The organism is Domibacillus sp. A3M-37, from assembly GCF_024213455.1.
GTDB classification, from domain to species: Bacteria; Bacillota; Bacilli; order Bacillales; family Domibacillaceae; genus Domibacillus; species Domibacillus tundrae.
This window is the reverse complement of sequence record NZ_JANAVL010000006.1, coordinates 17216-41072: the sequence shown is the minus strand read 5'-3', so window position 1 is coordinate 41072 and position 23857 is coordinate 17216. Positions and strand designations below refer to the sequence as shown.

General features: G+C 44.5%; 18 protein-coding genes. 14 read left to right on the top strand and 4 right to left on the bottom strand.

What is annotated here, in order from left to right:
* Window positions 1-41: 41 nt before the first annotated feature.
* Window positions 42-674 (bottom strand): hypothetical protein, encoded by a 633-nt coding sequence (locus tag NLX67_RS11100; RefSeq protein WP_254311787.1) that lies wholly within the window; start codon window positions 672-674, stop codon window positions 42-44.
* A gap of 671 nt (window positions 675-1345) precedes the next feature.
* On the opposite strand from NLX67_RS11100, the gene NLX67_RS11095 reads away from it, so the two are divergent.
* From NLX67_RS11095 to NLX67_RS11075, 5 genes are all read left to right on the top strand, one after another.
* Window positions 1346-4243: a DEAD/DEAH box helicase gene (locus NLX67_RS11095; protein WP_254311786.1), complete on the top strand. Its 2898-nt coding sequence runs from the start codon at window positions 1346-1348 to the stop codon at window positions 4241-4243.
* Between the two features lies 1 nt (window position 4244).
* Window positions 4245-4634 (top strand): 8-oxo-dGTP diphosphatase MutT, encoded by a 390-nt coding sequence (mutT, locus tag NLX67_RS11090; protein WP_254311785.1) that lies wholly within the window; start codon window positions 4245-4247, stop codon window positions 4632-4634.
* A 218-nt stretch (window positions 4635-4852) separates the two neighbouring features.
* Window positions 4853-5272, top strand: coding sequence for a VOC family protein (locus NLX67_RS11085; protein WP_254311784.1), 420 nt, complete (start codon window positions 4853-4855; stop codon window positions 5270-5272).
* 625 nt (window positions 5273-5897) lie between these two features.
* Entirely contained in the window at window positions 5898-8996 is a 3099-nt protein-coding gene (locus NLX67_RS11080) for a PAS domain S-box protein (protein ID WP_254311783.1), read from the top strand.
* 197 nt (window positions 8997-9193) lie between these two features.
* Complete coding sequence (locus NLX67_RS11075) at window positions 9194-9358, top strand: hypothetical protein (RefSeq protein WP_254311782.1); 165 nt, start codon at window positions 9194-9196, stop codon at window positions 9356-9358.
* On the opposite strand, the gene helD is transcribed toward NLX67_RS11075, so the two are convergent.
* Window positions 9337-11664: an RNA polymerase recycling motor HelD gene (gene helD, locus NLX67_RS11070; protein WP_254311781.1), complete on the bottom strand. Its 2328-nt coding sequence runs from the start codon at window positions 11662-11664 to the stop codon at window positions 9337-9339. The genes NLX67_RS11075 and helD overlap by 22 nt on opposite strands.
* Before the next feature lie 188 nt (window positions 11665-11852).
* Here helD and NLX67_RS11065 point away from each other — a divergent pair, with 188 nt between their 5' ends.
* Window positions 11853-12830 (top strand): aldo/keto reductase, encoded by a 978-nt coding sequence (locus tag NLX67_RS11065; RefSeq protein WP_254311780.1) that lies wholly within the window; start codon window positions 11853-11855, stop codon window positions 12828-12830.
* Window positions 12831-12907: 77 nt separating this feature from the next.
* Window positions 12908-13717, top strand: coding sequence for a sugar-phosphatase (yidA, locus tag NLX67_RS11060; protein WP_046180153.1), 810 nt, complete (start codon window positions 12908-12910; stop codon window positions 13715-13717).
* Between the two features lie 116 nt (window positions 13718-13833).
* Here the strand turns inward: yidA and NLX67_RS11055 are convergent, their stop codons facing one another.
* The gene (locus NLX67_RS11055) at window positions 13834-14700 is read right to left on the bottom strand and encodes an NAD(P)-dependent oxidoreductase (RefSeq protein ID WP_254311779.1); all 867 of its coding nucleotides are present in this window, start codon (window positions 14698-14700) and stop codon (window positions 13834-13836) included.
* A gap of 121 nt (window positions 14701-14821) precedes the next feature.
* On the opposite strand from NLX67_RS11055, the gene NLX67_RS11050 reads away from it, so the two are divergent.
* The 6 genes from NLX67_RS11050 (at window position 14822) to NLX67_RS11025 (ending at window position 22434) form a co-directional block, all read left to right on the top strand.
* Complete coding sequence (locus tag NLX67_RS11050; protein ID WP_254311891.1) at window positions 14822-15166, top strand: Na-translocating system protein MpsC family protein; 345 nt, start codon at window positions 14822-14824, stop codon at window positions 15164-15166.
* Between the two features lie 29 nt (window positions 15167-15195).
* A complete protein-coding gene (gene fdhD / locus NLX67_RS11045) occupies window positions 15196-15972 on the top strand; it encodes a formate dehydrogenase accessory sulfurtransferase FdhD (protein ID WP_375143372.1) in 777 nt (258 codons plus the stop codon).
* A 279-nt stretch (window positions 15973-16251) separates the two neighbouring features.
* Window positions 16252-19209 (top strand): formate dehydrogenase subunit alpha, encoded by a 2958-nt coding sequence (gene fdhF / locus NLX67_RS11040; RefSeq protein ID WP_256519785.1) that lies wholly within the window; start codon window positions 16252-16254, stop codon window positions 19207-19209.
* Window positions 19202-19684 (top strand): DUF1641 domain-containing protein, encoded by a 483-nt coding sequence (locus tag NLX67_RS11035; RefSeq protein WP_254311777.1) that lies wholly within the window; start codon window positions 19202-19204, stop codon window positions 19682-19684. Before fdhF ends, NLX67_RS11035 begins: the two co-directional genes overlap by 8 nt.
* Before the next feature lie 89 nt (window positions 19685-19773).
* Entirely contained in the window at window positions 19774-21039 is a 1266-nt protein-coding gene (locus tag NLX67_RS11030) for an L-lactate MFS transporter (protein WP_254311776.1), read from the top strand.
* Window positions 21040-21252: 213 nt separating this feature from the next.
* Window positions 21253-22434 (top strand): YeeE/YedE family protein, encoded by a 1182-nt coding sequence (locus NLX67_RS11025; protein ID WP_309143128.1) that lies wholly within the window; start codon window positions 21253-21255, stop codon window positions 22432-22434.
* 49 nt (window positions 22435-22483) lie between these two features.
* Here the strand turns inward: NLX67_RS11025 and NLX67_RS11020 are convergent, their stop codons facing one another.
* Window positions 22484-23263, bottom strand: a complete 780-nt coding sequence (locus NLX67_RS11020; RefSeq protein ID WP_254311774.1) for a Cof-type HAD-IIB family hydrolase — start codon at window positions 23261-23263, stop codon at window positions 22484-22486.
* A gap of 205 nt (window positions 23264-23468) precedes the next feature.
* Here NLX67_RS11020 and NLX67_RS11015 point away from each other — a divergent pair, with 205 nt between their 5' ends.
* Complete coding sequence (locus tag NLX67_RS11015) at window positions 23469-23801, top strand: bh protein (protein ID WP_254311773.1); 333 nt, start codon at window positions 23469-23471, stop codon at window positions 23799-23801.
* The last annotated feature ends 56 nt before the right edge of the window (window positions 23802-23857 follow it).

The window sequence follows — 23857 nt, the reverse complement described above, 5'->3', positions numbered from 1 at the left end:
AGAATAGTCACCCGTTTTTGCTGAAAAGGCGGCTGTTCTGCCTATAATGTTTTAGCCGTTTCACAATGCTTTTCTTTTAAAAGCGGGCAGTACGGACATTTATCGCATCCGGGCACCTCTTTATAGAGGCAGCACGTGAGCCGACTAAAGTTCGCCATCGCATCTTCCGGCGTCTGTTTTTGCAAAAAGCGTTGGTACTGTTTCAAAAGCGGCAGATCACGCGTATCTTTTAGCACATGCACATACATCCAGAGCGCATAGCCAAAAATGTTTTCCCGGGAAATAATGGTTGGAAGTTTTGCGTTTTTCGTCATCAATGCAACAACTGGATCAACAAGACGCTGCAGAATTTTTTCTGCCCCTTCATCTCCGCAAGGCTCCCAATGATCATGTTTCAGCTGAAACAAAATCGGCCACGGTTCCCCGTCACTCATCACGATTTCTATCTCTTCCGGGCTGCCAGTCCATACACGCCGTTCCTTTGAAAAAATGGCCAAATGACCGGTGATAAAAAGTCCATACCGGCGCATAAACATTGAAGCGGCTGCCGGAAGAGATGCGGTGCCCAGTTCTTTTTCCGCTGAATGCGCCAGTAATTGTATATCCTCTGACCACTCCAAAACAGTTCCTATCGCTTCTTTTCCATCAGTAAACTTAAACATCGCCCGGTCCAATCCGACCACCTCCATAATTATTTATTATAAATGAAAATGATTATCAAAACCAACATAAGCATCAAGCCGTGCCTTGATGGTTTTTTTGTACATATTCTGAAAGAGAGTGGAGGTGGATACAGATGAAAAAAGGTGGATGCGGATGCAAAAAACAAGCCGGTTTTAATCCTGGTCAAAAGTCTGATAAGAAAAAGTCGACGAATTCAGCGACCCGGCCTGTGAAGCGGAAAGGGTAATAGAAGCGATAAAGAAAATGATGAAATAGTTGGTGTCAGTCCTCCGTTGTTTTAACGCAGTAAGGATTGGGGGACTGACACTTTTTTGAATGGACAAAAATTTGAATAAATAGGGATAAGCGGCGACGATTGGACACAAATTCTGGTGAGTGAACATAAATCAGGCTAAGTGGACATAAACTCTACACGTTTCTTTAAGAAGAAGTAATCTTATAGCTGTCTGTTCATTTTGTTACTTTTTTATCTTTGTTCTGATTTGCTTAGAAAAAGTGTCTGTCTTTTTCCTTTATGATAGGAAGAGAGAAATAGCAAAATATCGAACAAGCCCTACTCACCGATGTGAGAAATAGGCGATTTTTATGCAAATTTGCATGAATAAAGGCCTATCTTTATTAAAAGTGGTAATATGGTGGAAAAGAGAAATTTGGTGATAACATGGAAAACTTTATCGAAAACCTGCAAGGTTCTTTATACAAAGGCTTTATCAATCAAAATGAATTAAAGCCGGGCAACTTCAAGCCACAGCTCCTCATTAACAATGCGAAACGAAACGAAAATGTCCTTACCACTATTTTAGAAGAATTGGACAAAAGTCAGTCATTCCTTTTTTCAGTGGCGTTTATTACCGAAAGCGGGCTCGCAACATTAAAAGCGAAACTATTGGATTTGCATCAAAAAGGCATTCGTGGACGTATTTTAACATCGACTTTTTTGAATTTCAACCAGCCAAAAGTATTTAGCGAATTAATGAAAATCGAAAATATTGAAGTTCGAACGACCGATATAAAAGGATTTCATGCCAAAGGCTACATTTTCGACCATGGCCGTTCATTTTCGCTGATCGTTGGCAGTTCAAATTTAACAGCACACGCTTTAAAAGTAAATTATGAGTGGAACGTCAAGCTCACTTCACACGAAAATGGTGAAATCGTCCATCACTTTAAAGACCAATTTGAAAATGTGTGGGAAAAAGCGGAGACGTTAACTCAAGAATGGATTGACCGCTATGAAGTGACATACAGCGCAACGCATGAGCAGCGTGCGATGCAGCAAGTCATCGATCCGCCAACGAATTATGAGACAAATTCGATTCAAAAAGCGTTAGAAATTAAGCCGAATAAAATGCAGGAAACAGCTCTTCAACAAATTCAATCGCTTCGAAATGAACAAAAAAAAAAAGCATTAGTCATTTCTGCAACCGGTACAGGGAAAACGTATTTGTCGGCTTTCGACGTGCGCGCTTTTCGACCAAAGCGAATGCTGTTTGTGGTACACCGTGAACAAATTTTGCAAAAAGCGATGAAGGACTTCCAAACCATTTTAGGCGGAGCAGAAGACGACTTTGGAATTTTATCTGGTACATCAAAACAAGTTCAAGCGCGGTATTTATTTGCGACGATTCAAACAATATCGAAACGAGACGTCTTACAGCAATTTGATCGAGAAGCCTTTGATTACATTTTAATTGATGAAGTACATAAAGCGGGGGCTGAGTCGTACCTTCGTGTTATTAACCACTTCCAACCAGCTTTTTTAATGGGGATGACGGCGACACCGGAACGGACCGATGACTTTAATATTTACGAGTTGTTTGACTATAACATTGCATATGAAATTCGGTTGCAGGAAGCACTTGAAGAAGACATGCTTTGTCCGTTTCACTATTTCGGCGTCACGGATTTAGAGATCAATGGAGAAGTGATTGACGAAACGACGACGTTTATGCAACTCGTTTCTGAAAACCGAATCAATCATATTATTGATAAAATTGGTTACTATGGCTATTCGGGTAAAACAGTAAAAGGCCTTATGTTTTGCAGTCGAAAAGAAGAAGCGAAAGAATTGTCAGTGAAACTAAACGAGCGAGGGTATCGAACAGTTGCGTTGACTGGAGATGACGGGCAAGAAGAGCGCCTTCGCCGAGTAGAAGATCTTGAAAATGGGAAATTGGATTATATCTTAACCGTTGATATCTTCAATGAAGGAATCGACATTCCGTGTATTAATCAAGTTGTAATGCTTCGTCAAACGCAGTCTAGCATTGTCTTTATTCAGCAGCTCGGCCGCGGCTTGCGTAAGCACGACTCAAAAGAATTCGTCACGATTATAGATTTTATCGGCAATTACAAGAACAATTACATGATTCCAGTGGCACTTTCAGGGGATCAGTCTCAAAATAAAGATAACATCCGTCGGAAAACTGCTGAAACGAATTATATTAGCGGTGCTTCAACCATTAACTTTGAAGAAATCGCCCGGAAGCAGATTTTTAAAGCGATTAATAATAGCACATTAAACACTGCTAAATTATTAAAAGAGGCTTTTGTTAATTTGAAAAATAAAATAGGTCACGTACCACTTTTACATGATTTTGTAGCAAATCACTCCATTGATCCGATTGTGATCGCAGAAAAATACAATACGTATTACCATTTTTTAATCAGCATAAAAGAAAAAACACCTGTATTGTCTTTACACGAACAGCACGTATTAACGATGTTGTCACTTGAAGTGTTGAACGGAAAACGGCGACATGAAGTTCTTTTGTTGGATCAATTACTAGGGCAAAAACAAGTGAGCCATGATACATATTTGAGTATCTTACGTGAAAATGAGTGTACAGTAGACGACCAAACGATTGAATCCGTTCAGCGTATCGTTGATTTATCGTTCTTTAATCAAGCGACACAAAAAAAGTATGGTGATGAACCGATTGTAGTAGTTAAAGGCGATATTTATAAGCTGAATGAAAAAATTCAACAAAGCCTATCTGAGAATTTATTTTTTGAAACACTCATAAAAGATGTTATTGAAACAGCAAAAGAAAAAAATAAAGCTTATCTATGTGAGGAATCATTAACACTTTATCAAAAGTATTCCCGTAAAGATGTGTGTAAATTGTTGAATTGGAAAAGTGATGAAAGCTCTACAATTTATGGATATAAACCGAAATACGGTGCTTGTCCGATTTTTATTACGTATCATAAAAACGAAGAAGTAGAAGCCAGCGTCAATTATGGAGATGAATTTATTAGCCCAGAATTGTTAAAGTGGTTTACACGTAGTAATAGAACGCTAAAATCGACTGAAGTACAAAAAATTGTAGAAGCCAAGCAAGGTGGAATAGATATTCATATTTTCGTGAAAAAAGATGATGATGAAGGTACAGATTTTTATTATTTGGGCAAAGCACTTCCCGATCGAAAAACAGTTGAGCAAACGACCATGCAAGACAAACATCAAAAAGATATCCCTGTTGTTACAATGAGCATGGTCATGGAAAAGCCGATTGAGCATTCTCTTTATCATTATTTAACCGAAGGAGCCAATTAAGATGAAGAAAACAGTCCGCGTTGTTGGCGCAGTAATTGAAAATGAAAATAATGAGATTCTGTGCGCGTTACGTTCACCTGAAATGACGCTGCCGAACTTGTGGGAGTTTCCTGGTGGGAAAATTGAAGCAGGTGAAACACCGGAGCAAAGTTTAAAAAGAGAGATTCAAGAAGAGTTAGCTTGCGAGATTGAAGTTGGAAGTAAAATTGAAGAAGTGACGCATGAGTATGAGACGGTTATTGTTAATTTATTAACGTATCATTCTCGAATTATAAAAGGAGTTCCAACCGCTGAAGAACATGCGGAATTGCGATGGGTTCCGCGTGATCAATTAGATGAGTTAGAATGGGCTCCTGCAGACATTCCAACAATCCGCAAAATTTATTACTGAGTTTTTTATTTGAAGAATGACGAAGAAGAGAGGGCTAGCTGCACATATACTAGGAAAGCAGATGGCGAAATCGAAAAAGGTTTAAAAAGGTAAAAGCGCTCCAAACGGCGAATACTTTTCTACATAGATATTCAGATGTATCGAAATAATAGTGTATTTGCTGTTCCTGATTTTTTTGCAGGGATGTGACGAATAATAGAGAAGCAGGAGTGATGAAAATGGCTATTCAACCGTACCTTGTATTCGACGGAAATTGTGGAGACGTATTAGATTTTTATGAAAAGGTATTCCAGACGGGGCCTGCCAATCGGACGCGCTTTGGTGATTCACCGCCAAACCCGGATTATCCTCTGCCGGAAGAAGCGAAAGACCTCATGATGCATGCGAATCTAGAGGTGGAAGGCACGACACTGATGTTTTCGGATACGTTTCCAGGCATGCCGTATCAGCCGGGCAGTGCCATCACCCTGGCGCTGATCAGTTCGGATGCGGAAAAGCTTCGTGCTTACTTTGAGGGGCTGTCTGAGAACGGTGAAGTAATCATGCCGCTCCAAGAAACGTTTTGGAGCAAAGTGTATGGCCAGGTACGCGACCAGTTCGGCATCCAGTGGCAAATTAGCCACGAAGGACAGCAATAATAAACCAAAAAAGGTGCTTCGCTCAGGCGGACGCCTTTTTTAGTGTAATAAAGGCGAAAAATGAGATGGGACGTTGAAGTGGATGTATGGTCTTGAACGGAAGCCGCATCAAAGTGCCAAAAACCTTGAGAAAGCGTTAATGCGGCTGGAAGAAGCTTTAGCGGAGGATCAAGAGAATAGAAGATGAAGCAGAAACGCTTTTGAAGATCGACGTCGTTCGGTGGGAATCCGCAACCGATCAGCTGAAATCGGAAGTAAATCAGCGTCACGAGATTATCTGTACGAGTAACTTTAGCTGAAAATTCAATCTAAACCGTCCCAATCGCATTCCGAGCGGTTTTATGCTGTAATAGACACGTCGTCGGTTAGTCTAACGTTATGAAGACCGCTGCGATACTCATTCTGCGTTATTCCTTCGAATCACGCTTTTTACGGTACCTTTCAGCTATAAATTGTTGGTTTGTTTCCATTTTATTCATCAAATTATGTTATAATTAGCCTAATAAGATACCAAAAGGGTATGTATGTAAGCGTTTCCTTTTTATTCGGTAAAGTAGTGTAAGGATTCTGACCAATGTAATAAAGGGGATTCAATTGCCAGCCATTATTTCAAAGGAGGGACATTATGAAGGAATGGAGTAATAACAATAACAATGCGAAGACACACTCCGTCTCAACGGATGAAATGGCGTCTATCGTAAACTTACATACATCTATGATCAAATTGCTTGCAAGTGGGGATTCATTGCACACCGCCATGAGAACCCTGACAGTGAAACTGGAAGAGCACTTTAAACGGAAAACATACTGTGCCCTTATGATGACTGTTGAGGGAAATAGGCTTGCTGTAGAACATGCGCCGAATCTTCCTTCTGAATATCAGCAGGCGATTCATCTCATTAAATCAGGTCCAAAAGCCGGCTCGTGCGGGACAGCCGTTTATCGAAAAGAAACGGTTATTTCGTCTAATATTGAAAATGATCCGCTCTGGGACGATTTTCGTCAGGATGCCCTGCGTTTTGGACTGAGAGCTTGCTGGTCCATTCCTATTTTAACAAGTGGGCGTGTCGTCGGCACCTTTGCGGTTTATCATACAGAGATTTGTACGCCTGCAGCTCATGAAATCGAGGTGCTGGAAACATGTGCAAGTCTGGCTGGGCTTGCGATTGAACGGGACTTGCGAATAAAGCTGGAGCAGCAGCTGCAAGAAAGCGAACAGCGATTTAAATCACTGTTTGATTATTACCCTCATTCGATTTATGTCTTTTCATTAGAAGGGCATTTTATTGGATTCAATCAAGCAACGGAGCCGGTATCCGGATATAAAAAAGAGGAACTGCTTGGAAAAAGCTTTCTTCCGTTAATTGCCCATGAGGATAGAAAAAAAGTATTGCATCATTTTAATCAGGCAAAAAAGGGAATCGTCCAGCGTTACGAATGTAAAGTTAAACATAGAAGAGGGAATAATTTAATTATAAGCCTCACCAATATACCTATCACTGTGAATGATGAGATTGTGGGGGTGTATGGAATTGGCCGTGATATGACCCATGAGAAACAAGTGGAACAGGAACTGCATGCCCTCCATAAGGAAACGGAGCATGTATTTAAAAATCATCAGGGGTTCATTTTTAAGTATAAAAAAGAAAAGGACCAGTTTATTCATACATTTGGAGACGGCCAATTAGTTGAGAAATTCGGGTTGAAGATGGAAGAGATCACTGGGAAGTCGCTAAAGGGATTTTTGCCGGCGGAGATCGCTTCTCGAAAGGAAATCTATTATGAACAGGCATGGAATGGGAATGAGACGGGCTATGAAGGGGAGTTAAACGGTGTCCATTACATGGCAATGATGAAGCCGATTTTGATGGATGGACAAGTAGTCGAAGTGATCGTCACATGCAATGATATTACGGAACTGAAGAAAGCCCATGAAGAGCTGCGGGAGACGAAGGAGCTTCTTGAGTCTTTTGTGAACAACACAGCGGATGCGATCGCTACGATGAACGTCCACGGCGAGATAACGTATGTCAACCAAGCGTATGTGGATCTATTTGGCTGGCGGGAAGACGAGCTAATCGGCAAAGAGATTCCGAATGTGCCAGAGAATCAAAAGAAAGAATTCGACCGTTCTGTCCAGCTTACTTTTGCAGAAAAAAAGGTAAGCCGGTTCGATACGGAGCGGCTAAGTAAAGATGGACGATTCATTCCTGTTAGTGTGACGCAATCTCCGCTAAAAGATAAAAATGGTGCAGTAAATGGGGCATCCGCGATTATTCGTGATATTACTGAAAAAAAACGAATTGAACAAGAGCTGGAGGAAAACAAGCAGCGTTATGAGTCCCTTTACAGCGTCAATCCGGATATCGTCTGCAGTATGGATGTAGACGGTGCACTGCTAAATGCGAACCTTTCATTTTATAAGACATTAGGCTATACACCCGAGCAGGTGAAAGGGGCAAGCGGGGAAGTTTTCATAGAAGAGCATTTTCATAACAAAACAAAGCAATATTTTAAAAAGGCGTTACAGGGAAACCCGCAAACATACGAAACGACTGGTATTCATCAAAACGGCCAGGGAGTCATGCTGCAGGTAACCAATATGCCTATTGTCGTGAATGATCAAATTGTCGGTGTTCATGGGGTTGCCAAAGACATTACCGAAAGCAAGAAAGTGCAGCAGGAAATTCTGTCTTTAAAACAACAAATGGAACTGGTGCTAAATTCAATAGGGGATGGTATTTACGCCATAAATGTGAACCGGGAAATTACCATGATCAACCCGGCGGGAGCCAAAATGCTTGGTTATGACGTAAAGGAACTCATGGGGAAAAAACCAAAAGACACGTTCCGGCTCCGTAATGAGACCGAAATTTGTACGCTGCATCAAACGCTGCTTGATGGAAAGGCCCGGTATGTAACAGACGAAGTCTTTTTTAGAAGAGACGGAACAAATTTCCCTGCTGAGTTTATATCGTCCCCTATATGGGAAAATGGGGACATTTCGGGGGTAGTTGTGGCGTTTAGAGATATTTCTGAGAAAAAAATGGCTGAGGAATACGTCCTTAAATCAGTGAAATTAGAAATGGCCGGACAGCTTGCGGCGGGGGTGGCTCATGAAATTCGCAATCCGCTCACCTCCATTCAAGGGTTTATTCAATTACTGGAAGAAACGAAATTAAGTGAACCAGAATATTTCGCGATTATACGATCAGAATTCGAGCGGATTGAAGGGATTATTGGTGAATTCCTGACACTAGCCAAACCGCAGGCAGTGAACTTTCAAGGAAATGACGTCGGACATATTCTAAAACAAACCATCCATTTGATGAATGCACAAGCCATTATGCATGGTATTGAGGTCGTCTCCGTTATTGAGCCAGGGCTTCCTCTTTTTCAATCTGATCAACATCAGCTCAAACAGGTTTTTATTAATGTCATCAAAAATGCAATCGAGGCCACTACATCCAAAGGGCAATTGATGATTACCTGTAAAAAAACCAGCTCTCATCTTCACATCGAATTTCAAGATCAGGGAGAGGGAATCCCGCCGGAAAGGATCAAGCATCTCTTTGAACCCTTTTACTCCACGAAAGAAAAAGGGACGGGCTTAGGGCTGATGGTCAGCTACAAAATCATTGAAGAACATAAAGGAGTCATGCGGGTTGAAAGCGAGGAAGGAAAAGGAACCACTGTTCATATCCTTCTTCCTCTTTCAAGCTAGAAGCAAATCAGCCTGGATCATAAAGAAATGGCGCGTTTTCATTTGAAAACGCGCCATTTCAGCAGGCTAATACGCGGTTTTTTAAGTGAATTGAGCTGTCTCAAGGAGCTGTCTTTTAAGTAAGGAAGCTCCTGATTTAATTTTCCGGAAAATTAGTCTTTTAACTTGCGCTTCGTTCTTATTTTGAAGGGCTTTCTATGGGCGGTACGGTCACGATGCCGCTCCAGAAAACGTTTTGGAGCAAGCTGTATGGGATCTGTTTGGCATCGACTGGCAGATCAACTGCAGTGAACAATAAGGAAAAAGCGTGTCCCGGCCAGCAATGGCCGGGACACGCTTTTTATTTTTCAATCACCGTATAAGTTTCCGGCTGAGCAGGCTGCAGCAGGCGGGTTTCTTTTCCAAGCGAAAACAGATGAAGCTCATGCATGGCGCGGGTGCAGGCGGTATAAAACAAGTTTCGCTCTGACTCCCGGCTGTATACGTCTTCGGATACGTTGAAAAGGATCACGGCATCAAACTCGATCCCTTTCGCTAAATAAGCAGGAATAACGACGAGTCCCTGCTCAAACGTATATGTTTCTTGATCCAGTAATTGCGCAGAAATGTGTGGTGTCAGCCAGGCATGCACGTTTTGACTTTCCTGCATCGTTTTGCAGATGACGGCGATCGTTTGGCGACCGTCTGCTTCGAGCAATGATTTAATACGTTCCAACAGCTTCTGATGGAGGTCTTCTGTATGATCCGCATACGTTAGGGTAGGTTTTGAGCCTTCCCGGTTAAATGGTTCTATTTGGCTGCCACCTTCGATCAATTGCCGGGTAAATTCGACGATCGGGCGGGTGGAGCGGTAGCTGCGTGTGAGCGTAATTTTTTCGAATGATTCCTTTTGGCTTGGCGTGTCCGATAAAACGGATGACTCATTCGAGGACTGAACAAAGATGGATTGGTTCACGTCACCGAGCAGCGTCATTTTACTGTACGGAAACAGCGTTTTTAAATAAGCAAGCTGAAAAAGCGAGTAATCCTGTGCTTCATCAATAAAAACGTGGCGGATACGCGAAAAAGACTTTTTCCCTTTAAGCTGGTCTAGAAAATACAAATAAGCGGTTGCGTCTTCCCAGCAGAGTATATGCTGGTCCAAGGTTTTGAGTGTACTTTCGCAAACATAGGCCCATATATCGGAGGCAGGCTGTGTGTGTGTTTCAAATATCTTCCGGAAATTCGCTTTTTCATCCACAAAGCCGAGCCGCTTCATTTTGCTTCTTAACGGCTGAAAATATTTTCTGGCGACGCTTTGGCTTAAGATGCGCCATTCCAGGTCTGCATCGTTGAAGGTATCCTCTTTTTTTGCCTGCTTTTTCTGGCTTGCCCGGTACGCGTTTAAAAAATCTTCTTTATCTAAAAGCTCTACTTCATCACGCACCCATTCTTCGTTTTGTTCCAAACGTTCCAGTTTTTTAAGCTTTTTCAGCAGCCATTCCGAGACAAGCTCTAACCGGTTTGGCAGGAGAATAGAACGTTCTAATGTATAAAAGTACTGCCCGATTTCTTCGGAAGAAACGAGTATTTTATTCCGAAACACAATATCGTGAAAAACGAGGCCTTCCTGCGAAAGGGAAGCGAGAAAATCATCAATGCGTTTCTTAAAGTCCAGACCGCCTTTGAACTGAATGGCTGCTGTTCTAACAGAATCCTCAGGTTCTATACCTTTTAAAAGGAACTGTTCCAGCTGTTCAAACGGGCTTTGAACGGTGAAGGCATCACCGATCCGGTCCTCTACATATTCCTTGTACGTCGTCTGGAGAATATTTTCTTCTCCGAGCTCCGGAAGTACAGTGGATACGTAGCTGTTGAATAGGGGATTGGGCGAAAACAGGAGCATATTTTCCGCCTGCAGCGTCCGGCGGTTGGCGTACAGCAAAAAAGCAATCCGCTGAAGTGCCGCTGATGTTTTCCCGCTCCCAGCCGCACCTTGAACAATCAGCGTCTGGCTTCTTTGATTGCGGATAATTTGATTTTGTTCCCTTTGAATGGTGGCAACAATATTTTTCATTTGCGCACTTGATTTCCCGCCTAAGACTGCCTGCAAAATATGATCACCGATTGTTAAACTCGTGTCGAATTGACCGGTAATCTCGCCGTTTTGAATGATAAACTGCCTTTTTAAGGAAATATCTCCTTCTATCTGGCCTTCCATTGTATGATAAGCAGCAGGACCGGTTGTGTAATCGTAATACATGCTTGAAATAGGGGCCCGCCAGTCATAAATTAAAAAGTTCTCCTGCTCTTGGTCCATTAGAGATGCGATGCCAATATAAATTGGTTCCGGTTTCGGTTCACCGGATTCCTGAAAATCAATTCGGCCAAAATAAGGGGAACGGCGCAGCCGGTCAAGCTTTTTCAGTTCATTAAACAGCTGCCCATGGCTTCGTTCTCTTTCTTGAAGTAATTCGGCCTGCTGCTTGATGCCTGCTTGTGTTTCAATAACGTCATCGGGCTCATCCATATTGACCGTTACGTCTTCCCAAAAGTTATTGCGAAGACCAATAATACCTTCTTTTAAAGAGCCTGTTTTTTCTTTGATCTCTACTTGTTTTCGATCGATGATGTCAATCACTTCATTCACGCGCAGCTGTTCCTTTTGCTGTTCTGTTTCTTGATTCATGCTCCAAACACATCCTGTTTTTCAAAGTTTGGTATTCTATCCTTGTATATCACCTTTTAACGCTATACTCAAACAACGTATGCCCGAATCAAACATAGTATTTCCTAAAAAACCGTCCTAATCGCATTTAGGGCGTTTTTGTGATGTAATGGAAGAGAATGTACATACTGAATAAAGGAGAGGTTTTTTTGAAAACGTTACCGATTCAAAAACATGGATTAAACGCGAGCAGGCTTGTACTTGGCTGTATGGGGTTTGGCGGCGGTTGGAGCCGTGATGTGATTACAGAGGAGCAGGTGAAACAGGCGCACTGGGCGGTCGATGCGGCGATTGAGTCAGGCATCAATTTGTTTGACCATGCGGATATTTATGCGTATGGAAAAGCGGAGGAAGTGTTCGGGCGCGTGCTAAAAGAGCGGCCGTCGCTGCGGAATGAAATTTTGATCCAGTCGAAAACGGGGATTACGTTCCCGGATAAGGAAGCGGGCATGCCGACGCGGTACAATTTTTCAAAAGAATATATTTTAGCTGGGGTCGACGGCATTTTATCACGGCTCGGTGTGGAGCATTTAGATACGCTTTTGCTGCACCGTCCGGATGCCTTGATGGAGCCAGATGAAGTGGCGGAAGCATTTCATGAGCTGAAATCATCCGGGAAAGTACGTTATTTTGGGGTGTCGAATATGAGCGCGGGACAAATCAAGATGCTGCAAAGCGCGATCAGCGACCGGCTTGTCGTCAATCAGCTGGAGATGAGCCTGCATAAAATCGGCTGGCTCGAGTCCGGCGTGCATGTGAATCAGCCGGCGTTTCGCGAAACTGTCTTTCCAGAAGGAACGCTTGAATATTGCCGAATGGAAAATATTCAAATCCAAGCGTGGGGACCGCTTGCACAAGGCATCTATTCCGGCGCACCGCTTGAAGAACAGCCAGAGTCGGTGAAAGAAACGGCGGCACTTGTTAAAAGGATGGCGCAGGAAAAAGGGACAACGACCGAAGCCATTGTTCTGGCGTGGCTGATGAAGCACCCGGCAATGATTCAGCCGGTGATTGGCACGACCAGTCCAGACCGGATTCGCGCTTCCGCTAAAGCGGTAAACGTGGAGATGAGCCGTGATGAATGGTATACGCTTTATGTGTCATCGCGTGGTGTGAATTTGCCTTAAGCAGTCAGGACCATTTGCCGCTGTTCTGCTGTTCGTTTATGATAAGGAGTAGATTGGACAGACAGGAGAGTAGATGCATGTACAAACTAATTGCGATTGATATGGATGGAACACTTTTAAATGATCACCATGAAGTAACAGACGAGGTCCGGAATGCGCTGGATGAGGCACGGGACCGTGGTGTGAAAATTGTACTTTGTACGGGGCGGCCGCTTGCCGGAGTGCGCCGTTATTTGAAAGATCTTCGTCTTGAGGATGAAGAGGATTATGTGATTGCGTATAACGGTGCGATTGTACAAAATACGCATACGAACGAAGTAGTGTTTAAGCAGTCGCTTGGCTATGACGACTTTCGTTCCTTGCATGAACTAAGCTTGACGCTTGATACGCCGATGCACTTTTTTGATGCGGAGTATTTATATACAACGAATAAATTGATCAGCCCCTATACGGTACACGAGGCGTTTATTACGCAAATTCCGTTCCGCCACTGTACGGTAGATGAAGTGCCGGCGGATATTGCGATGCCGAAATTGATGTACATCGATGAACCGGAGCGTCTGGACCGGACGATTGCGGCCATTCCGGCTGAGATTAATGACAAATATATGATGGTGAAAAGCGCACCGTTTTATTTGGAAATTTTGCATAGAGAAGTAAGCAAAGGCAATGCAGTGAAACGGTTGTCTGAGAAGCTTGGCATTAAGCGCGAAGAAGTCATGACGATCGGCGACAACGGCAATGACTTGTCGATGATTCAATTTGCGGGCTGCGGCGTGGCAATGGAAAATGCGATTCCGATGGTGAAAGAAGCGGCGGATTATCATACAAAGTCGAATAATGAACACGGCGTGGCGCACGTGATTCGGGAATTGGTGCTTGTTTAAGGTCGAATAAAATAAGTGGACGGTCGAATTCTCGCATGTGACGGTCGGAAAAAAATTTTTTTCGACCATCATGCGCCGGAATTCGACCCTCCTTTCGTTTTTTTCGACCGTTAGCTTTAACCTTTCAGCAATAAGTAAATCGCCTGCGTGCCTTTGTCATCGTGGCCCTGCTCAGACAATTTTTCATAAAGGGATTTGGCAAGGGTAAGCCCCGGTGTGTTCATGCCCATTGCTTCCGCGGACTCGATAGCGATGTTCATGTCTTTAATAAAATGCTTAATGTAAAAACCGGGTTCAAAGTCGCCTTTGATCATGCGCGGAGCAAGGTTTGCGAGCGACCAGCTGCCAGCGGCGCCGCTGGCGATGCTGCCGAGTACCTGCTCCGGATCAAGACCCGCTTTTTCCGCATACACGATCGCTTCCGCTACACCCATCATATTGGACGCAATCGCGATTTGGTTACACATTTTCGTATGCTGGCCGGCGCCTGCTCTTCCCTGCAAAATAATGTTTCCGCCCATGACCTCAAGGATCGGCTTTACCGCATCAAAATCCTCTTTGGTGCCACCCGCCATAATCGTAAGCGTGCCGTTTTTCGCGCCGACATCACCGCCGGAAACCGGGGCATCCAGTACATGAATGTCCTTCTTTTTGCCTTCTTCGTAAAGCTTTTTCGCTAAAATCGGGCTGGATGTTGTCATGTCAATGGCGTAGGAGCCCGGCTTGGCGTTTGCGAGAATGCCTTTTTCGCCAAGGTATACGGCTTCAACATCACTCGGATAGCCGACGATCGTAATGATCACATCCGCTTCTTTTGCGACGTCTGCCGGTGTTTCTTTCCAAACGGCACCCGCCGCCAGTAAGTCTTCCGCTTTTGCTTTCGTCCGATTGTAGACGATGACCGGATAGCCCGCATACATCAAATGGCCGGCCATGCTTTTGCCCATGACACCTGTGCCGATAAATCCAACTGTTCTGCTCATATGTACCCGCCCCTTCCAAAGATTACTTGCTATTTAATTGTATCAAAAAATGTTTTCTCTTGTTTTTACTGCGTAATAATAGTGATACAATGCAAGTGTTGAGAGGGAAAAGGGGATGTCGATGTCTGCACAAGTGAATCGGTTTAATGATATTATTAGAAAGCTCAGAAAGCAGTTGTTTGGCAAAGGGCCCGACCGGCTGGAAACGGTGTTTATGCAAAATATGGCGGTGACGACACTGTATGGCAATTTGACTCCGACGGAAAAGTTCATTGCTGAAACAAATGAAGGAAAAGAGATGGTGCACACCGCCAGGACGCGATTAATTCAGGATGTGTATGCCAAATCGCTGCCGGAAGGGCTGGAAGAAGTCGTAGGGGCAAAATTTGTTTATTTATTTTCAGACATAAAAGTAGACGAAGATATCGCTGTGTCAGTGTTTGTGTTTGACCGGCCGATTGTGTGAAAGGAAGAATGACAGTGAAAGACGTACAGATTAAACGGAGTGTCATCCGTTTTCAAAATGGAAAAGCAAAGCCGGTGGAGGATCATATTGTGACCGAGCAGCCGGTGACAGTGAAAATAAATGGAGAAGAATTTGTGACGATGGTGTGCACGCCGGAGTACATAGAAGATATGGTTATTGGCTATTTGGCGTCTGAGGGGGTTATTCGCCGATATGAAGACATCCGCTATCTTCGGACAGATGACGAAGGGTTCGTTCACGTCGAACTGTCGCACATCAACCCATTTTTTCAAAAGCTTCAAAACAAGCGGTACATTACGTCGTGCTGCGGCATGAGCCGGCAGGGGTTTGTATTTGCGAACGACGCGCTGACAGCAAAAAAAATGCATGATATTCATGTTCGTATCACACCGGACGATTGTTTTTCGCTTATGTCGTCGATGCAGGACGAAGCGGCTGTTTTTCAGCGGACCGGTGGCGTTCATAATGCAGCATTATGTGATGAATCGGGTATTTTACTGAGCAGGATGGACATTGGCCGGCACAATGCGCTTGATAAATTATATGGGCATTGTTTGAAAAATGGGCTGTCGACAAAAGGAAAGATTATCGTATTCAGCGGCCGGATTTCGTCTGAGATTTTGCTGAAAGTGGCCAAAATCGGCTGTGAAATCGTTCTGTCGAAATCGGCGCCAACTGAATTTGCGCTTCAATCCGCCGAGGAGCTTGGCATTACAACAGTTGGATTTATACGGAACGGTTCGATGAATGTTTACACATGTCCAGAACGGATTGTATTGCCTTAAATGCACTATTCTGATAAAATAGGTAGCGCTTACATGAAAAGCAAAAAGGATGGAAAGAAAGCACGGCCTGTTTTCTTTTTATCAGTCATACTAATGGTGTTTGACATTTCTGCAAGTGATGCAGAAGGATTAGACAGCATTTAAAAAGCTTATGGGTATAAGCTTTTTAAATGCTGTCCTTTTTTGTTTCCTAAAAGAAGGAAAAGGGTAATGTGAAAAAGATATTTGCTAAAGTGTGAATATTCGACTTTTTATCCGAACAAGAAAGGGGTTTTTGCGTTGACGGAATACGTGGGGATTAAAGTGAATGGGCACAGCATGAGCATTCCTGGCGGCGTGTCAGTTATGCAGGCGTTGAAGGAGCAGGCGATTGATATTCCAAGCGTGTGCTATCATCCGGCGCTTGGAGCAATTGAAACGTGCGACACATGTATCGTACAGGTAAACGGGGAATTTGTCCGGTCGTGCTCAACGACCATTCAAGATGGGGATGTCATTGATGCTGCGTCACCGGATGTAAAGCAGGCGCAGGACATTGCGATGGACCGGATTTTATACAATCATGAGCTGTATTGTACGGTGTGTGATTACAATAATGGCCGCTGTGAAGTACATAACACGGTCAAACAAATGAAAATTGAGCATCAGAGCGAGCCGTTTACACCGAAGCCTCATGAAATTGACAATTCGAATCCGTTTTACCGGTATGATCCGGACCAGTGTATTTTATGCGGACGCTGCGTCGAAGCGTGCCAGGACGTGCAAGTAACAGAAACGCTGTCGATTGACTGGAGCTTAAAACGTCCTCGCGTCATTTGGGACAAGCATTCACCAATTAATGAATCTTCATGCGTATCATGCGGCCATTGCTCAACAGTCTGCCCATGTAACGCGATGATGGAAAAAGGCATGGAAGGCGAAGCAGGCTTTTTAACAGGAATTAAGAAACCGACGCTTCGGCCAATGATTGAACTGACCAAAAATATTGAAACCGGTTACAGTTCGATTTTAGCCATTTCAGATGTGGAAGCAGCCATGCGGGAATCACGCATTAAGAAAACAAAAACAGTCTGCACATATTGCGGCGTCGGCTGCAGCTTTGACGTTTGGACGAAAGACCGGAAAATTTTAAAAGTCGAACCGCAAATGGAAGCACCGGCAAACGGTATTTCCACGTGCATAAAAGGCAAGTTCGGCTGGGATTTCGTCAACAGCGAAGAGCGCCTGACGAAGCCGCTTATCCGGGAAGGCGATTCTTTCCGTGAAGCGGAATGGGAAGAAGCGCTCGCGTTGATTGAGGGGAAATTCAAAGAGGCGAAAGACACATACGGACCGGATTCAATGGCCTTTATTTCTTCGTCAAAATGTACAAATGAAGAATCCTATTTAATGCAAAAACTCGCCCGCGGCGTGATCGGCACGAATAATGTCGATAACTGCTCGCGTTATTGCCAGACACCGGCGACGGTAGGCTTATTCCGCACAGTCGGCTATGGCGGTGATTCCGGCTCGATTACGGATATTGAACAGGCAGGACTGATTATTGTAGTCGGATCAAATACATCGGAGTCCCATCCGGTACTAGCGACAAGAGTAAAACGGTCGCATAAATTAAATGGCCAAAAACTGATCGTGTCTGATTTGCGAAAGCATGAAATGGCGGACCGCGCTGATTTGTTTATTCAGCCAAAATCTGGAACCGACCTTGTCTGGCTGTCAGCAGTCACAAAATACATCATCGACCAAGGGTGGGCAGACGAGCAATTTTTAGCGAGCCGCGTGAATGGCGTCGATGATTACGCGAAAAGCCTCCAAAAGTACACGCTGGATTATGCTGAGAAAGTCACCGGGCTGCCGAAAGCAACGATGATTCGCGTGGCAGAAGCGGTACACGAATCACCGACTACGTGTGTTCTCTGGGCAATGGGTGTCACACAGCATTTAGGCGGCAGTGATACGAGTACAGCTATCTCCAACCTGCTGCTGGTTACCGGCAACTACGGGAAACCGGGGGCGGGCAGTTATCCGCTTCGTGGCCATAACAACGTACAGGGTGCGAGTGATTTTGGCAGCATGCCGGATCGGTTCCCAGGCTATGAAAAAGTGGCGGATGATGCGGTACGGGCTAAATATGAAAAGAGCTGGGGTGGGAAAATTCCGGCGGAACCAGGCTTAAACAACCACGAAATGGTATCCGGCATTCATGCGGGAGACGTGAAAGTGATGTACTTAAAAGGCGAAGACATGGGCTTAGTTGATTCGAACTTAAACTATGTTCAGGCTGCTTTTGAAAAACTTGATTTCTTTGTGGTTCAGGATATTTTCTTATCAAAAACAGCTCAATTTGCCGATGTGGTACTGCCGGCTTCCCCGTCGTTTGAAAAAGAAGGAACATTTACAAATACAGAGCGCCGCATTCAACGTTTGTATCAAGTGTTCGAGCCGCTTGGTGATTCAAAACCCGATTGGCAGATTATTATGGAAGTCGCCAACCGTCTTGGTGCCGGCTGGACATACAGTCATCCCGGCGAGATTATGGAAGAAGCGGTCAGCTTGATGCCATTGTACGCCGGTGTTACGTACGACCGTTTAGAAGGCTATAACAGCTTGCAATGGCCGGTTGCTCCGGATGGTACGGATTCACCGCTTCTGTTCCTGGATGAATTCCCGTTCCCGGACGGCAAAGCGCGCCTATTCCCGGTCGAATGGACAAAGCCGCTAGAATACGAGGAAGAATATGATCTTCACATAAACAACGGGCGTTTGCTCGAGCATTTCCATGAAGGCAACATGACATATAAATCAAAAGGTATTACTTCCAAAACACCAAGTGTCTTTTTGGAAGTCTCGCCGGAGCTTGCGGCAGAGCGCGGCTTAGAGGACGGCACTGTCGTACGGCTGACGTCACCATATGGAAGTGTCAAAGTGCCATGCCTTGTCACGGACCGGGTGAAAGGAAAAGAAGTATACTTGCCGATGAATGACTCGGATGAGGGTGCGATCAATTATTTGACGAGCAGCCATGCCGATAAAGATACGGATACACCGGCATACAAAGAAATCAGCGCCAAAATGGAAATTTTAAAAGCAAAAGGCGAAAGTCCACTGCCGCGTATTAACTCTCGTAACGGTGATCCGCAGCCGCAGATCGGCGTACAGGTCGAGAAAAAATGGGCGCGTCCTGACTACATTTTCCCTGGCGATCTTGTAAAGAAAGGGGCGGGTCAGCGTGGCTAAAGCGATAACAATGATCGATCGGCTGCAGTTGAGTGAAGAGGAACAGCATCTTCGTGATTTAGAAGAAATTAAAACACTTCTTGTCGAACATAAAGATACACTGAAAGAGTTTCTTCATATGTTAGGAGAAATAAACAAGCGGGGCGGCTTAGAAATGGCCGCCAGCTTGTTTAGTGAAGGCGATCGTGTGCTAGATGTACTTGTTAAAGCGGTGGACAAGCCGGAAGCAGCCTCGATTTTGAAAAATGGGCTGCTGATGCTTGGTACACTTGGAAAATTGAATGTTTCCGAGCTGGGTCCACTAATGCACAAATTAAACGGCGTCATTTCGATCGCAGCGAAAATCAGCCGGGCGGAATCATCTGCCGTTCAATTGATAAAAGGGAATGCAATGTCATCTAAAGGCTGGTTAATCGCTGCAGCGGGGGCGTCGCTGGCAGGTATGGCATATATGGCGAAGAAACCTGACCGGTAAAGCGGGGGATCCGACCGATAAAAGAATTTTATCGGTCGGATCCCCACAATGATCAGTTAGATCGTTTAAAAATGAAAGGGGTATAGCTGATGGGAAAAGTCAAAAATCGGTGGCTCATCGCGGCATCGGCCGTAGGTATTCACTTATCGATCGGGTCTGTTTATTCATGGAGCGTATTTACAAATCCACTCAATGAAGACCATGGATGGGGATTAACAGAAATTTCATTAACGTTTAGTATCGCTATTTTCTTTCTCGGCTTATCCGCCGCGTTTATGGGGCATTTTGTGGAAAAGCATGGTCCAAGAAAAGCGGGAATCATTGCCTCGATCTTTTTCGGAATCGGCTTAATTGGTGCTGGTTTTGCGAACAGCATTGGTTCCCTGTATTTGCTTTATTTCTTCTACGGGGCAATGGGCGGCATCGGTCTTGGGATCGGCTACATTACACCGGTATCATCACTTGTCAAATGGTTTCCGGACCGGCGCGGACTCGCCACAGGTCTTGCGATCATGGGCTTTGGCTTCGCTTCATTGATTGCGAGTCCGATCATTGCCCGCTTAATTAACAGCATTGGCATCAGTAATACGTTTTATTTGCTTGGCACCGTTTATTTTTTTGTCATGATTCTGTCTTCTTTATACCTTGCACCGCCGCCAAAAGGCTGGCTGCCGGCCGGGATGAAGGAAGGTCAGGGTGGAAAAGAAACGAAGAAAGCCGATTTGTCTGAACTGACAGCGAATGAAGCGGTCAAAACAGTCCGGTTTTGGGCGCTTTGGTTTATGTTATTTATTAACGTGACATGCGGCATTGCCATTATTTCCGTTGCCTCACCAATGGCACAGGATATTGCCGGATTATCAGCTGCCGCCGCTGCGACAATGGTTGGGATTATGGGCTTATTTAACGGCTTTGGCCGAATCGGCTGGGCATCGATTTCTGACTATATCGGACGCCCGAATGTATACACGGCTTTCTTTGTTATTCAAATCGTTGCGTTTATGCTTTTGCCGAATTTAACAAATGCCATTTTATTTCAAATTACGGTTTTTATCATTTTATCCTGCTACGGAGGCGGGTTTGCGTCAATTCCCGCGTACATTGGCGACTTGTTCGGAACGAAGCAGCTCGGTGCGATCCACGGCTATATTTTAACGGCCTGGGCCGCAGCCGGTCTTGTAGGTCCAATCGTTGCCTCTAATATTCGAGAAGCGACGAACAGCTACTCGCTTACGCTGTATATCTTTACCGCCGCCTTCGTTGTGGCGCTTGTCATCTCAATGCTTGTCCGTGTGAACATCCGTAAAGTACGGGAGGCGAATGAACTGACCGCCGGGAAGATGAGGAAAGCATAACTCCCAAAAACTCGCTGATACATGTCAGCGGGTTTTTTTGTGGACAGGCAAAAGCCGAGCAAAATACTTTACTTTCAACTTGAAAATGATTATCCTTTTTAAAGTTGATTAATTCAATCAGAAAGGAAGGTTTTTTTGTTGGCACAACATGCTATCACGTCATCCGACAACGTTCCGTATAAGCGGACAACGGTTGTCACAGAATTAAGTCCAATGCAAAAACCATTGGTCGCAGCAGGTATTATAGCTGCTGTGGTGCTGTTTATTGCGATTGTCAGTACAACAAACTGGACACAGGGTGTTTTATATATCATTGGTCTTGCGCTCGGCATGACGCTTTTGTACGCGCGTTTTGGTTTTACATCCGCATTCCGCCGGCTTATGTCTGTCGGAAATGTACAGGGATTGCAGGCGCATATGCTTATGCTCGCGGTAGCGACGACGCTTTTTGCGATTATTTTAAGTACAGGATTTAGTTTTACGGGCGTCACGCCTGTTGGATATGTTTCACCGGTGGGGGTCAGCGTCATTTTTGGAGCGTTTATTTTTGGGATTGGCATGCAGCTTGGAAATGGCTGTGCATCCGGTACACTTTATTCAATAGGCGGCGGTTCATCGTCTATGATTTTGACGCTGATTGCGTTCATTGCCGGCTCTTTGCTCGGGGCGTATCATTTTACGTTTTGGATGGAAGACACACCGTCCCTTCCGCCAATTTCATTGGCTGAATCAACGGGGCTTGGTTATTTTGGGGCATGGGTGCTGCAGCTTGCTCTCTTTGCTCTCATCTATTGGATCACGATTCAAATTGCGAAAAAGAAAAATCCTCCAATGATGAAGCCGCTTCCGACCACAGTTGGCTGGAGAAAAGTCATTCGCGGTTCTTGGCCGCTTTTTGCAGCAGCGATTGTTCTTGCATTGCTGAATGCCCTCACATTGACAGTGCGCGGGAACCCGTGGGGCATTACGTCCGCATTTGCGCTATGGGGCGGTAAAGCATTGACCGCTGTTGGGATTGATGTGTCTACTTGGGGTTATTTTTCAGGACCTGCCGGCGAAGCACTGACACAATCGGTGCTGGCCGATTCTACAAGTGTGATGAATTTCGGCATCATTCTCGGCGCCTTTATTTCCGCGGCGTTTCAAGGCACATTTAAGCCGGGCAAAATTAAGCCTGGCGTCGCTGGTGCAGCCATTGTCGGCGGATTAATGATGGGTTACGGCGCCCGCTTGGCTTTTGGGTGCAACATCGGTGCTTATTTTGGCGGTATTGCCTCTTTCAGCCTGCACGGCTGGGTATGGATGATCATGGCGATGCTCGGAACGTTCTTGGCGTTATGGATCCGGCCGCTGTTCGGCTTGAAAAACCCGAAATCGACCGATTCCGTCTGCTAAAAAACAAAAAAGGGAGTCTCAATATCGATTGAGACTCCCCTTTTTCGTTTTAATTGAGCAAGCCGACCATTTTTAAGCCATTTAAAATGCCGTCTTCATGTACATTCGTTGTCACATGCTTGGCGGCATTTTTAGCATCTTCATGCCCGTCGCCCATTGCCACGCTGTTGGCCACAGTCTTCAGCATTTCCACATCATTTAAGCCGTCTCCAAACGCGTAAATATTTTCAGGTGAAATGCCAAGCTGATCGATAATTTTCTGAATTCCTTTTGCTTTAGAGCCGCCCGCTGGGACAATATCGACAGAAAAAGGGTGCCAGCGGACAAAATCAAATTCCGGAAACTGCTTTTCGTATTCTTTGTCTTCCGGGTCCTGGCAAAACAATAAGGATTGATATAAATCGCGCCCTTCATGGTACGTCGGGTCATGTTCCGGGAAGTAATTAATTTTTAATGAATTAATCCCGGCCGTTACATGTTCGTGGTCCGGTGTATTTGCTTTCATGTCCTCATGATCCATAAAAACGACCGGATGATTGTGCTCAACCGCAATATCGGTTAAGCGGAGCAGCGCTTCTTTATTAAGTGGATTTTGATACAGAGGTTCACCTTTAAATACGACATATTGCCCGTTATAGCTGACAAATGTTTCAATGCCAAGCTCCGCGCGTAAGTCCTTAAACATAAACGGTGCGCGGCCTGTTGCGATCGCCACTTCATGTCCTCGTTCCTGAAGGTCACGAATGGCCTGACGAGTTGAATCAGGCAGCTGTTTATCATGATCGTACAATGTGCCGTCAATATCGAAAAAAATGATTTTTTGACTCATAAAAATCTCCTTCACGTTTTATTTTCCTTTATATACTAGCAAATGCCAGCTCATTGAACAAATGAATCAATGATTTGGAGGATGCGCACTCTTCGGGCGAAAAGCTTTTAAGAAAGCCGATAAGCAGGCGGGGGGTGTCTATAGACCAGCTGATTAGCATATAATAAAGAGGAAGCACGGAAATAGGTATGAGGGAGTGGGCTGAATGAAAATTTCCGAAATGGAAGCCGGCCTCTATTGCACGCGTTGTCACGATGAAGCCATTCACCGGGTTGTGTACGTGAACAATAAAATTCAAAGTATTGAATGCGAAGAATGCCACCGATTGACCGGTGTGAAAATTAATGCTAAAAAAGAATTGTATGAAGAAGTATATGACCGAATTTCAACAAAACCGTCACGAATAACTCAGGAATACAATCAGGATTTAAGCAAGTTTATTTCCGGTATGCCGCTGCGGGTCATCAGCAAGCCGTACAGACTTATAAAATACGTTAATGAAACAAGAAAAGTATTAAAACAATCAAAACTTTCCTAGTATAAGCGGTATGCTTTTTTAAAAGGCAGCCACTTTTTTTTGTGAAAAAAACGGCG